Below are 12,117 nucleotides of genomic sequence, written 5' to 3'. Positions count from 1 at the left end.
GCGAGGACCGCCGTGGGGCAATCCTCGCCAATTCGATGCGTGCGCCCGGCGCGCGGGCGGTGACGGCTTATTTCTTCTTCATCATATCGAAGAATTCGGCATTGGTCTTGGTGGCGCGCATCTTGTCCAGGATGAATTCCATGGATTGGACTTCGTCCATGTCGTGGATGAACTTGCGCAGCACCCAGACCTTCTGCAGCAGGTCCGGCGCGATCAGCAGTTCTTCGCGGCGGGTGCCCGACTTGTTCAGGTTGATGGACGGGTAGACGCGCTTTTCCGCCAGGCGGCGCTCCAGGTGCACTTCGGAGTTGCCGGTGCCCTTGAATTCTTCGTAGATGACCTCGTCCATGCGGCTGCCGGTCTCGATCAGCGCGGTGCCCAGGATGGTCAGCGAGCCGCCTTCCTCGAGGTTGCGCGCGGCGCCGAAGAAGCGCTTGGGGCGTTGCAGGGCGTTGGCGTCGACACCACCGGTCAGCACCTTGCCGGAGGCGGGCACCACGGTGTTGTAGGCGCGCGCCAGACGGGTGATCGAGTCCAGCAGGATCACCACGTCCTTCTTCATTTCGACCAGGCGCTTGGCCTTCTCGATGACCATTTCGGCGACCTGCACGTGGCGGGTGGCAGGTTCATCGAAGGTCGAGGCGACCACTTCGCCGCGCACGGTGCGCTGCATTTCGGTCACTTCCTCGGGACGCTCGTCCACCAGCAGGACGATCATGACCGCGTCGGGGTAGTTGGTGGTGATGGCATGCGCGATGTGCTGCATCATTACCGTCTTGCCCGACTTGGGGCTGGCGACGATCAGGCCGCGCTGGCCCTTGCCGATGGGGGCGAAGATGTCGAGGATACGGCCGGTGAGGTTTTCCTCGCTCTTGATGTCGCGTTCCAGGCGCAGCGGCTGGTTCGGGTGCAGCGGCGTCAGGTTCTCGAACATGATGCGATGCTTGATCGCCTCGGGCGCCACGCCGTTGACCTTGTCCACCTTGACCAGCGCGAAATAACGCTCGCCATCCTTGGGCGTGCGCACTTCGCCTTCGATCGAGTCGCCGGTGTGCAGGTTGAAGCGGCGGATCTGGGACGGCGAGATGTAGATGTCGTCCGTGCTGGCCAGATACGAGGTCTCGGGCGAGCGCAGGAAACCGAAACCGTCGGGCAGGACTTCCAGCACGCCGTCGCCAAAGATCTGCTCGCCCTGCTTGGCGCGCCGTTTCATGATGGCGAACATCAGCTCCTGCTTGCGCAGGCGGTTGGCGTTCTCGATTTCCAGGCCAGCGGCCATTTCCAGCAGCTGCGAGACATGCAGCGCCTTCAGTTCGTTGAGGTGCATCGCGGTGGGTGTTGGGGGAAGAGTAAAGGAGGGTTCTGGCGGCGCGCCACGGACGGGCTCGCGCGGTACTGAATGAGCGCCGCCCCCAGGGCGGCGCCTTCGTTCACAGCACGCAGTTTACAACGCGCCGTCCAGGAATGCGGTGAGTTGCGACTTCGACAGCGCGCCAACCTTGGTGGCGGCAGCCTGGCCGTCTTTAAAGAGCATGAGGGTGGGGATGCCACGGATGCCGTACTTGGCAGCGGTGCCCTGGTTCTCGTCCACGTTGAGCTTGGCGATCGTCAGGCGACCGGCGTATTCGGTGGCGACTTCTTCCAGGATCGGGGCGATCATCTTGCAGGGGCCGCACCAGGCAGCCCAGTAGTCCACCAGCACCGGCTGGCCGGACTTCAATACATCGGCATCGAAGCTCGCGTCACTGACGTTCTTGATTTGGTCGCTCATGATGGTGATTCTCGGGTTCGGCAGCAAAAGGCGAAAAGAGGGACGCCTTGCCGTTGTTCTTGTTTGTGGGATGGATTAAAGCATACCACTGTCAAAAACAACAGGCATACCACTGTTTATAACAACAGTGTTTGCCGCTTTTGTGTAGGATATCGCGGCGCAGTTATCGCGATCCGGGGCATTGAACCCGGATCCGCTGGCTGTGTCTCTTTCGTCATCCTACCGAATTCGGTGCTGGTCAGGTCGTGCGCATCCCACCCGGAGCCGCGCAGAATCTGGGCTTATCCGTAAAATGTCGGTTTTTTTCCACAGATGTTGGGGATAACTTGGCCACTCCACGTTACAACGAGGCGTCCATCCGCGTCCTGAAAGGGCTGGAGCCCGTGCGGCAGCGCCCGGGCATGTACACCCGCACAGAAAACCCCCTGCACATCGTGCAGGAAGTCATAGACAACGCCGCGGACGAGGCCCTGGCCGGCCACGGCAAGCAGATCCTGGTCACGCTGCACATCGACGGCAGCGTGTCGGTCGAGGACGACGGCCGCGGCATTCCCGTCGGCCTGCACCCCGAGGAAAACGCCCCGGTGGTTGAACTGGTGTTCACCCGGCTGCACGCTGGCGGCAAGTTCGACAAGGCCGGCGGCGGCGCCTATGCCTTTTCCGGCGGCCTGCACGGCGTCGGCGTATCGGTCACCAACGCCCTGGCCACCCGGCTCGAAGTGGTGGTCTGGCGCGACGGCGCCGTCAACCGCCTGGTGTTCAAGGGCGGCGACGTCGCCGAGCCGCTGGCGCCTTACGACCAGGGCGGTCGCAAGAAATCCGGCACCCGCGTGCGGGTCTGGCCGGACGCCAAGTATTTCGACAGCCCCAATATCCCGCTGGGCGAACTGACCCACCTGCTGCGCAGCAAGGCCGTGCTGCTGCCGGGCGTGAAGGTCTCGCTGGTCAACGAAAAGACCGGCGACACCAAGACCTGGCAGTACCAGGACGGCCTGCGCGGCTACCTGTCCGAGGCGCTGGCGGGCGCCGAACTGATGGTGCCGTTCTTCGAGGGCCAGCAGTACGCCGGCGCCGACCACGAAACCTTCGCCGAAGGCGAGGGCGCCCAATGGGTGGTGGCCTGGACCGAGGACGGCAACGCCGTGCGCGAGTCGTACGTCAACCTGATTCCAACGCCGGCCGGCGGCACCCACGAGTCGGGCCTGCGCGAAGGCTTGTTCGGCGCGGTCAAGGGCTTCGCCGAACTGCACAGCCTGCTGCCCAAGGGCGTCAAGCTGTTGCCCGAGGACGTGTTCGCCCGCGCCAGCTTCGTGCTGTCGGCCAAGGTGCTGGATCCGCAATTCCAGGGCCAGATCAAGGAACGCCTGAACAGCCGCGATGCGGTGCGCCTGGTGGGCGGATTCGCCAAGAGCGCGCTCGACCTGTGGTTGCACAGCAATGTCGAATACGGCAAGAAGCTGGCCGAGCTGGCCATCCGCCAGGCGCAGGCGCGCCAGCGCTCGGCGCAGAAAGTCGAAAAGCGCAAGAGTTCCGGCGTGGCGGTGCTGCCCGGCAAACTGACCGACTGCGAATCCAGCGACGCCAGCCGCACCGAGGTCTTCCTGGTCGAGGGCGACTCGGCAGGCGGTTCGGCCAAGATGGGGCGCGACAAGGAATTCCAGGCCATCCTGCCATTGCGCGGCAAGGTGCTCAATTCCTGGGAAGTCGACCGCGACCGTCTCTTCGCCAACAACGAAATCCATGACATCTCCGTGGCCATCGGCGTCGATCCGCACGGGCCGCGCGATACGCCCGACCTGTCGGGGCTGCGCTACGGCCGCATCTGCATCCTGTCGGATGCCGACGTCGACGGCTCGCACATCCAGGTGCTGCTGTTGACGCTGTTCTACAAGCACTTCCCCAAGCTGGTCGAGGCCGGCCACGTCTACGTCGCCAAGCCGCCGCTGTTCCGCCTGGACGTGCCGGCGCAGGGCAAGCGTCCGGCGCGCAAGATCTACTGCCTGGACGAAGGCGAGCTGGAAGCCGCGCAGGACAAGCTGCGCAAGGAAGGCTCGCGCGAAAGCAGCTGGGCGGTCAGCCGCTTCAAGGGCCTGGGCGAAATGAACCCCGAGCAACTGTGGGAAACCACCATGAATCCGGACACGCGCCGGCTGCTGCCGGTGGGCTACGGCGACCAGACCCCCGAAGACACCACCCGCATGTTCGACATGCTGATGGGCAAGGGCGAGTCCTCGCAACGCCGCGCCTGGATCGAAGAGAAAGGCAACCTGGCGGAGCTGGACATCTGATGACGTTGCCCTCGTCCCCGTTGCCGTCCGCCAGCATGGCGGTTGACCTGACCGCCGACGACTATGCCGAGTTCGCCGCCTATGTCTACAAACGGCCGGAACTGCGCCGCCGCCGCTACCTGTCGCACCTGCGTTTCGCCGTGCTGATGGTGGTGGTTCTGCTGGCCTACCTGGTCTGGCAGACCTGGGACGGGCATGGCCCGAACTGGGGTGCGGTGCTGCCGGTGTACTTCGAAGGGCTGGCGGTCGGCCTGGGCATCCTGGCGCTGCTGGCGCTGGCCTACGAGTTCGCGCTGCCACGGCTGGTGCGCATGAACACGCGGCGCATGCTCGCCAGGCAGCCGGACGGGCTGTTCCTGGGGCGCCACCAACTGGTGTTCGGCGCCGACGGCATCGAGGACAGCGTCGCCGCTGCCTCCGGGCGCATCGACTGGGACGACGTGCGGCGGGTCGAAGAAACGCCGCAGCATCTGTACGTCATCCTGGGGGCGCTGCAGGGCGTGATCATCCCCAAGCGCGGGCAGGACGCCGCCACGCTGGACGCGGTGCGCGCCCAGTTGCGCGAGCATGTGGCCGATGCCCAGCTGCTGGGCGCCGCGCGTCCCCAATGACGCCGTTTCAATGAATTTGTCTACCTGAAACCATCATGACCGACAGCAATCAACAAGGTTTGTTCGACGCCGCGCCCGACGAGGGCGGCGGCGATGCCGCCATCACCCTGGCGCGCTATGCCGAGCAGGCCTATCTGGACTATGCAGTGTCCGTGGTGCGGGGCCGGGCCCTGCCCGACGTCGGCGACGGGCAGAAGCCCGTGCAGCGCCGCATCCTGTTCGCCATGCAGGCCATGGGGCTTGCCGCCGGCGCCAAGCCGGTGAAGTCGGCGCGCGTGGTCGGCGACGTGTTGGGCAAGTACCACCCGCACGGCGACCAGGCGGCCTATGACGCCATGGTGCGTATGGCGCAGGACTTCTCCCTGCGCTATCCGCTCATCGACGGCCAGGGCAACTTCGGTTCGCGCGATGGCGACAATGCCGCCGCCATGCGCTACACCGAAGCGCGCCTGACGCCGATCGCCAAGCTGCTGCTGGACGAACTGGACGAAGGCACGGTCGATTTCGTGCCCAACTACGACGGCAGCCAGCAGGAGCCGCAGATGCTGCCGGCGCGCCTGCCGGTGATGCTGCTGAACGGCGCGTCCGGCATCGCGGTCGGCATGGCCACCGAGATCCCGCCGCACAACCTGCGCGAAGTGGCGCAGGCGTGCGTGGCGCTGATCAAGCAGCCGCAATTGCCGGACGCCGAGCTGTTCGGCATGATCCCCGGCCCGGACTTCGCCGGCGGCGGCCAGATCATCACGCCGGCCGCCGACATCGCCCAGATCTATGCCGGGGGCCGCGGTTCGCTCAAGGTGCGGGCGCGCTGGCAGTTCGAGGAAATGGCGCGCGGCCAATGGCAATTGGTGGTCACCGAACTGCCGCCGGGCACTTCAGGCCAGAAGGTGCTCGAAGAGATCGAGGAAATCACCAACCCCAAGGTCAAGAGCGGCAAGAAGAGCCTGACGCCCGAGCAGACCCAGGCCAAGGCCGTGATGCTGAACCTGCTGGACGCGGTGCGCGATGAATCCGGCAAGGACGCCGCCGTGCGCCTGGTGTTCGAGCCCAAGACCTCGCGCGTCGATCGCGACGAATTCGTCAACACCCTGCTGGCCCAGACCAGCATGGAGAGCAGCGCCTCGGTCAACCTGGTCTGCATCGGCACCGACGGCCGTCCGCGCCAGAAGGGCTTGCGTGACATCCTGACCGAATGGCTGGCGTTCCGCACCAACACCGTGCTGCGCCGCACCCGCTTCCGCCTGGACAAGGTCATCGACCGAATCCACGTGCTGGAAGGCCGCATGGTGGTCTACCTGAACGTGGACGAGGTGATCCAGACCATCCGCGAATCGGACGAGCCGCGCGCGGCGCTGATGGAGCGCTTCAAGCTGTCCGAACGCCAGGCCGAGGACATCCTGGAAATGCGCCTGCGCCAGTTGGCGCGCCTGGAAGGCTTCAAGATCGAGCAGGAACTGGCCGACAAGCGCAAGGAGCAGGTCGCGTTGCAGGAACTGCTGGACAATCCCAACACCCTCAAGCGCCTGCTGATCAAGGAAATCGAGGCCGACGCCAAGCAATATGGCGACGACCGCCGCACCCTGATCGAGACCGCCGAGCGCGCGGTGCTCGAAACCAAGGTGCTGGATGAGCCGGTCACGGTGATCGTGTCGCAGAAGGGCTGGCTGCGCGCCCGCCAGGGCCACGGCCACGACGCCTCGCAGTTCGGTTTCAAGCAGGGCGACGACCTCTACGGCGCCTTCGAATGCCGCACCACCGACACCCTGATCGCCTTGGGCGACAACGGCCGCGTCTATTCGGTGGCCGTATCGGGTCTGCCGTCGGCGCGCGGCGACGGCCAGCCGGTCACCACCATGATCGATCTGGAAAGCGGCACCCGCATCGTCCACACCATCGCGGCAGCGGCCGACAGCCGCTGGCTGCTGGCCACGCGCGGCGGCTACGGCTTTGCCGCCAGGCTGTCTGACATGACCAGCCGCCAACGCGCCGGCAAGCAGTTCATCACGTTGGAGTCGGGCGACGCGTTGCTGCGTCCGGTGCCGCTGTTCGAGGGCGCCACGCAACTGGCGCTGTTGTCGCAGAAGGGCAAGTTCCTGGTGTTCGGCCTGGACGAGCTCAAGTCGCTGTCCGGCGGCGGACGCGGCACTATCCTGATGGGCCTGGACGGCGCCGACAAGCTCGACCAGACCGTGCCGATCGGCGCGCTCGGCCTGCGAGCGGCGGGCATCTACCGTAACAAGCACACCGAGGACATCCTGGCGGGCGCGGCGCTGGCGGTGTATGTCGGCAAGCGCGCGCGCAAGGGGCGGGCGCTGGACGTGCGGCCCAAGCAGCCGTTGCTGTCACCGGTGCTGAGCTGATCGCCTCCGATACCGCCATGCCGCGCCAGCGCCGCCGGGGTGGCGCCGGCGATGCGCGAGCCACGCCGAGCATGGCGGGAGAGCAGCCATGAACGCCGTCGCGATGGCGCCGCCGCGCCTGGCGCATGTCGACGCGTTGCGCGGCTTTGCGCTGTTGGGCATTCTGGTCGTCAACATCGGCGTGTCCGCATCGCCGTTCTATGCCAGCGGCATCGTGGACCCGGCCTTCGCGCGTCCCTGGGACCAGGCGGTGCGCTGGCTGGTGGCATGGTTGTTCGAGACCAAGTTCTACCTGCTGTTCTCGTTCCTGTTCGGCTACAGCTTCACCCTGCAGATAAGCGCCGCCGAACGGGCTGGCGTCGCCTTCGGGCCACGCTTTCTGCGGCGCCTGGCCGGCCTGGCCGCGCTTGGGCTGGCGCACGCCGTGTTGTTCTACCAGGGCGACATCCTGCTGACCTATGCCTTGCTGGGGCTGGCCCTGATGGCATGCCGTGGCATGGCGCCCGGGCGGGCGCTGCGCGTGGCGCTGTGGCTGATCGGCCTGACGTCGCTGGCCTGGGCGGTGCTTGGTGGCTTGAGCCTGCTCGATCCGGTCGGCACGGTTGCCATGGGCCAGGGGGACAACAATGTCGCGCTCGCGGATTCCCATGCCGCCATCCAGGCGTATCGCGGCACGATCGCCACGACCGTCGCCCGCCACTGGCAAGAACTGACCAGTGGCATCTGGGGCGTCATCCTGCTGGTGCAGGGGCCGTTCGTCTTCGCGATGTTCCTGGCCGGCTATGCGCTGGGACGGCGCCAGGCGCTGGCCGATCCGTGGCGCCAGCCGCGGGTGTTGTGGCTGTTGTGCGCGCTGGGGGCATTGCCGGGATTGGCCGGATCGGCCGCGTATGCGACCGCCGCCTTGCCGTCGATGGCGCTGCTGTGGGAAATTCCCGGCCTGGCGCTGGGTCTGTTCACGGCGCCGTTGCTGAGCATGTCGTATGCCGCGGCGCTGCTGCTGGCCATGCGCACGCGGCCGGGCGCCTGGCTGGCGCGCACGCTGGCGCCGGCCGGCCGCATGGCCCTGAGCAACTACCTCATGCAATCGGTGGTGTGCGCCTTCATCTTCACCGGCTGGGGGTTGCGGCTCTCGGGGGGCGTGTCGCCGGGCGCGGCGCTGTTGATTGCCGGGGCGATTTTCGGGGCGCAATTGCCATTCTCGGCATGGTGGCTGCGCCACCATGCCCAGGGTCCGGTCGAATGGCTGCTGCGCGCGCTGACCCTCGGTGCGTGGCCCGCGTGGCGGCGCGTGGCGGCATAGGCGGCCGCCAGCACGCTATCGGGCGCCGGCGCTTGCGATGGCCGCGTCGATGGCATCGGCCAGGCGTTCGGTCAGCTGGTCCAGTTCATCGTCCGTGATGATGAAGGGCGGGGCCAGCAGCACGTGGTCGCCCTGGCGGCCATCGATGGTGCCGCCCATCGGATAGACCATCAGGCCGCGCGCCATGGCTTCACGCTTGATGCGCGCGTGCAGCGACAACGCCGGATCGAAGGTCGCCTTGCTGGCGCGGTCACGCACCAGTTCCACGCCCATGAACAGACCGCGGCCGCGGATGTCGCCGACGTGCGGGTGCGCGCCCAGCGCCTGTTGCAGGCGCTGGCGCAGCCCCTCGCCCTGGGCGCGCACCCGCGCCAGCAGCTTGTCGCGCTTGATCACTTCCTGCACCGCCAGCGAGGCCGCGCAGGCAGTGGCGTGGCCCAGATAGGTGTGACCGTGCTGGAAGAAGCCGCTGCCCTGCTGCATCGCCTGCACGATGCGTTCCTGCGCCATGACCGCGCCGATTGGCTGGTAGCCGCCGCCCAGACCCTTGGCGATGGTGATCAGATCGGGCGTAATGCCTTCCTGTTCAACGGCATACAGCGTGCCGGTGCGACCCATGCCGCACATCACCTCGTCGGCGATCAACAGCACCCCGTGGCGATCGCAGACCTCGCGGATGCGGCGGAAATAACCGGGCACCGCAGTCACCGCGCCTGACGTGGCGCCCACCACCGGTTCGGCGACGAAGGCCATCACGCTGTCGGCGCCGAGCCGTTGGAAGGTCTGTTCCAGTTCCTGCGCCAGCCGCTCGGCATATTGTTCATCGGTCTCGCCAGCATGCTGGTCGCGGTAGGCGTAACACGGCGCGACGTGGGCCACTTCGATCAGCAGCGGCGCGAACTGTGCGCGGCGCCAGGCGTTGCCGCCCACCGCCAGCGCGCCCAGCGTGTTGCCGTGATAACTCTGGCGCCGCGCCACGATATGGCGACGTTGCGGCTGGCCGATCTCGACGTAGTACTGGCGCGCCATCTTCAGCGCCGCTTCGACCGCTTCCGAGCCGCCCGAGACGAAGTAGGCATGTGACGTGCCGGCCGGCGCGTCGGCCACCAGCGTCGCGGCCAGCTTTTCGGCGACCTCGGTGGTGAAGAAACTGGTGTGGGCGTAGGCCAGCGCGTCGATCTGCGCGTGCATCGCGGCCTGCACGTCCGGATGGTTGTGCCCCAGGCACGAGACCGCCGCGCCGCCCGAGCCGTCCAGGTAGGCGCGGCCCGCCTGGTCATAGAGCCAGACGCCCTGGCCGCGGACCGCGACAGGGGGCGTGGCGCGCAGGGAACGATGAAGGACTCGGGTGCTGGTCATGGCGAGGGACTCCGTGGCGAGGGGGCAGTGGGAAAGGGCGTGGGCGTGGCGCAGGGGGGATTCAGTCGGGGGACGGGGTGCGGCCGCGCCGGCGCGGCGGTTGTGGCCAATAGGCGCCGTCGGCCTGCAGCCGTGTCTCGATCTCGGCCAGGCGGTGCAGCACCTCGTCGCCGCCGCGGGCCGCGAGTCGTGCGATCAGGTGCTCGGCCAAGCCCAGCAGGCCCGCGGTGCTGTGGAAAAAAGAGGCGGGGTCATGCGGCGCCGGCGCGCCGCCTTCGGGCGGGCGGGCAAAATGCAGCACGTGGCGAGCGGCCTGCGCCACCGGGTTGGTGACGCTGTCGGTCAGCGCCAGCACGGTGACGCCGCGGGCGGCGATCTGGCGGCTCAGGCGCACCGTGGCGGCGGGATAGGGGGCTTGCGACACCACCACCAGCGCATCGCCCGCCTGCAGGCAGTCGGCGTCTTCGGCCGGCGCGCCGCCCAGTCCATCGATCAGGATGCCGTTGCGGCGCAGCAGGTGGTAGGCATAGCGCATCTGGAAGGCGATGCCGAATGCCGAGCGCATGCCCAGGAAACCTACTTGACGGGCCCGCAGCAAGGCATCGACGGCGGCATCGAACGCGGCCGCGTCGTTGGCTTGCCAGACTGAGGCCAGCGCTGCCGTCTGTGATCGGGTCAGCGCATCCTGGCCCGGCTCGCCGCCGCGTTGCGCGTGCGATGTCTGCAGGCGCGCCGCGCGCTCGCGCAGGCCGTCGCCGGTCAGGGCGCGCTGGAACGGCGCGCGGAAGGCTTCGTAGCTGTCATGGCCGGCGGCGCGCGCCAGCCGCAGCATGGTAGCGGGAGACACGCCCACCGCCTGCGCCTGCCGGCGCATCGACCATAGCCCCACCTCGGCCGGATTGGCCAGCACCCAGTGCGCGGCGCGCTGCAACTCGGCGGGCAGCGTGGCGCTCAGCTGGCGCAGATGGTCTTGCAGGGACGAAGCGATCATGGGGCCGGGGAGGGGGGGTGTAAAACAAATGATATATCTATCGTAAAAAATAAAACATATGTTTTATTTACGAAATGTAGAGCGATTCCGGCAAATCGTAACGTCCTGATTTCCCAGGGAAGCCCCCAGCGACTTGACGGCGGATTAGGCGGAAATGATTACAAAATGGGGGTTGATCCGGTTTGACACAGGGATAGGTCACTCATATCATTCGTATAGAAATCAATTTAGCTGAACTAATTCAGTCATGAATAAACAGACCGTAACCGACCCCGCGCAGCAATATGACCTGCGCATTCTGCGGGCACTGCGCCGGATCACCCGATCCATTGCGCTGCATTCGCGCCAGTTGTCCGCGGTGAGCCACATCACCGCGCCGCAGCTGATGTGCCTGCGTACGGTCATCGCCAACGGGCCGCTGACGGCCACGGCCATCAGCCGCGAAATCCACGTCAGCCCCAGCACGGTCGTCGGCATTCTCGATCGCCTGGAAGACAAGGGGCTGATCCGCCGCGAACGCGGCCGCGAAGACCGCCGCATCGTTTTCGTGACTGCCACCGACGCCGGCCGCGAAGTCGCGCAGCAGGCGCCGTCGCCGCTGCAAAAGCACCTGGCCGACGCGCTCAACGCGTTGCCGGAGCTGGAGCAGGCCACCATCACCCTGTCGCTCGAGCGCATCGTTGCGCTCATGGAAGAAGAGAGCGGGGTCGCGACGGAAACCCAGGGCGATGTGTCGTCGCCCATCCTCGAGGTGCCCACGGGTGGCGCGCCTCCCGAATCGGGATTGGTTGTATGAGAGCAAACGAACTGCACGACCCTACGAATTCAAGTGCCGTGGCGCCGGCGGCGGGCAGCAAAACGCATCAGTTGCGTGAGCCTCGCCGCAAGGACGGCGCCGCGATCCACCAGCTTGTATCCGAGTGCCCGCCACTCGACCTCAATTCCCTATACGCGTACCTGCTCCTGTGCGAGCACAACCGCGGCACCTGCGTCCTGGCCGAAAGCGCCGGAGGACGCATCGATGGATTTATCTCCGCTTACGTGCTTGCCGACAGGCCCGACGTGTTGTTCGTCTGGCAGGTCGCCGTGCACACCCGCGCACGCGGCCAACGGTTAGGCCGCGCCATGCTTCGGGCGCTCTTGCAACGCGAGAGCCTCGCGCATGTTCGTCATCTTGAAACCACGGTGGCGCCTGACAACCAGGCCTCGCGCCGTACCTTCGCCGGCCTGGCCGGCGAGCTGGGCGCCCACGTTTCCGAGCAGCCGTTCTTCGACCGGCAATTGTTCGGGGGCGCGGACCATGACGACGAGATGTTGTTGAGGATAGGCCCGTTCACCTTGCCCGCCCCCTGAGGCGGCAACGCGGTCCTGTCGAAAACCGGGATGGCTTGACGTATCCGGATGCGCCTGGCGCGCATGCGGCAAGGAGTCTGG

10 protein-coding genes are annotated in these 12,117 nt (G+C 66.7%); 6 read left to right on the top strand and 4 right to left on the bottom strand.

Going from position 1 to position 12,117, the window contains the following annotated elements; translation table 11 throughout:
* Positions 1-67 precede the first annotated feature (67 nt).
* Both rho and trxA read right to left on the bottom strand, forming a co-directional pair.
* A complete protein-coding gene (gene rho / locus K2W61_RS27105; RefSeq protein WP_175134072.1) occupies positions 68-1,327 on the bottom strand; it encodes a transcription termination factor Rho in 1,260 nt (419 codons plus the stop codon).
* A 117-nt stretch (positions 1,328-1,444) separates the two neighbouring features.
* A complete protein-coding gene (trxA, locus tag K2W61_RS27100; RefSeq protein ID WP_006387817.1) occupies positions 1,445-1,771 on the bottom strand; it encodes a thioredoxin TrxA in 327 nt (108 codons plus the stop codon).
* A gap of 326 nt (positions 1,772-2,097) precedes the next feature.
* On the opposite strand from trxA, the gene parE reads away from it, so the two are divergent.
* From parE to K2W61_RS27080, 4 genes are all read left to right on the top strand, one after another.
* Positions 2,098-4,059: a DNA topoisomerase IV subunit B gene (parE, locus tag K2W61_RS27095; protein WP_175134073.1), complete on the top strand. Its 1,962-nt coding sequence runs from the start codon at positions 2,098-2,100 to the stop codon at positions 4,057-4,059.
* The gene (locus K2W61_RS27090; RefSeq protein ID WP_236756926.1) at positions 4,059-4,670 is read left to right on the top strand and encodes a YcxB family protein; all 612 of its coding nucleotides are present in this window, start codon (positions 4,059-4,061) and stop codon (positions 4,668-4,670) included. Before parE ends, K2W61_RS27090 begins: the two co-directional genes overlap by 1 nt.
* Positions 4,671-4,705: 35 nt before the next feature.
* Complete coding sequence (gene parC, locus K2W61_RS27085) at positions 4,706-7,030, top strand: DNA topoisomerase IV subunit A (protein ID WP_175141742.1); 2,325 nt, start codon at positions 4,706-4,708, stop codon at positions 7,028-7,030.
* Between the two features lie 88 nt (positions 7,031-7,118).
* On the top strand, positions 7,119-8,333 hold the full coding sequence (locus K2W61_RS27080; RefSeq protein WP_175141741.1) for a DUF418 domain-containing protein: 1,215 nt from the start codon (positions 7,119-7,121) through the stop codon (positions 8,331-8,333).
* Between the two features lie 15 nt (positions 8,334-8,348).
* Here the strand turns inward: K2W61_RS27080 and K2W61_RS27075 are convergent, their stop codons facing one another.
* Positions 8,349-9,692: an aspartate aminotransferase family protein gene (locus tag K2W61_RS27075; RefSeq protein WP_175134077.1), complete on the bottom strand. Its 1,344-nt coding sequence runs from the start codon at positions 9,690-9,692 to the stop codon at positions 8,349-8,351.
* 61 nt (positions 9,693-9,753) lie between these two features.
* Complete coding sequence (locus K2W61_RS27070; protein WP_236756925.1) at positions 9,754-10,683, bottom strand: MurR/RpiR family transcriptional regulator; 930 nt, start codon at positions 10,681-10,683, stop codon at positions 9,754-9,756.
* A gap of 247 nt (positions 10,684-10,930) precedes the next feature.
* Between K2W61_RS27070 and K2W61_RS27065 the strand changes: the two genes are divergently transcribed.
* Together K2W61_RS27065 and ectA are read left to right on the top strand one after the other, a co-directional pair.
* Entirely contained in the window at positions 10,931-11,479 is a 549-nt protein-coding gene (locus K2W61_RS27065) for a MarR family winged helix-turn-helix transcriptional regulator (protein WP_006387826.1), read from the top strand.
* Positions 11,476-12,036, top strand: coding sequence for a diaminobutyrate acetyltransferase (gene ectA / locus K2W61_RS27060; protein ID WP_175134080.1), 561 nt, complete (start codon positions 11,476-11,478; stop codon positions 12,034-12,036). Before K2W61_RS27065 ends, ectA begins: the two co-directional genes overlap by 4 nt.
* Positions 12,037-12,117 lie beyond the last annotated feature (81 nt).

Source organism: Achromobacter pulmonis (assembly GCF_021733725.1).
GTDB classification, from domain to species: Bacteria; Pseudomonadota; Gammaproteobacteria; order Burkholderiales; family Burkholderiaceae_B; genus Achromobacter; species Achromobacter pulmonis.
The sequence above is the reverse complement of the archived record's forward strand: the minus strand, read 5'-3'. Positions and strand labels throughout refer to the sequence as shown.

Coding starts and splice junctions, on each gene's coding strand:
- K2W61_RS27070 (WP_236756925.1), bottom strand. CDS start 10,683: ATGATCGCTTCGTCCCTGCAAGACCATCTGCGCCAGCTGAGCGCCACG.
- K2W61_RS27075 (WP_175134077.1), bottom strand. CDS start 9,692: ATGACCAGCACCCGAGTCCTTCATCGTTCCCTGCGCGCCACGCCCCCT.
- trxA (WP_006387817.1), bottom strand. CDS start 1,771: ATGAGCGACCAAATCAAGAACGTCAGTGACGCGAGCTTCGATGCCGAT.
- rho (WP_175134072.1), bottom strand. CDS start 1,327: ATGCACCTCAACGAACTGAAGGCGCTGCATGTCTCGCAGCTGCTGGAA.
- K2W61_RS27080 (WP_175141741.1), top strand. CDS start 7,119: ATGAACGCCGTCGCGATGGCGCCGCCGCGCCTGGCGCATGTCGACGCG.
- parC (WP_175141742.1), top strand. CDS start 4,706: ATGACCGACAGCAATCAACAAGGTTTGTTCGACGCCGCGCCCGACGAG.
- K2W61_RS27065 (WP_006387826.1), top strand. CDS start 10,931: ATGAATAAACAGACCGTAACCGACCCCGCGCAGCAATATGACCTGCGC.
- K2W61_RS27090 (WP_236756926.1), top strand. CDS start 4,059: ATGACGTTGCCCTCGTCCCCGTTGCCGTCCGCCAGCATGGCGGTTGAC.
- ectA (WP_175134080.1), top strand. CDS start 11,476: ATGAGAGCAAACGAACTGCACGACCCTACGAATTCAAGTGCCGTGGCG.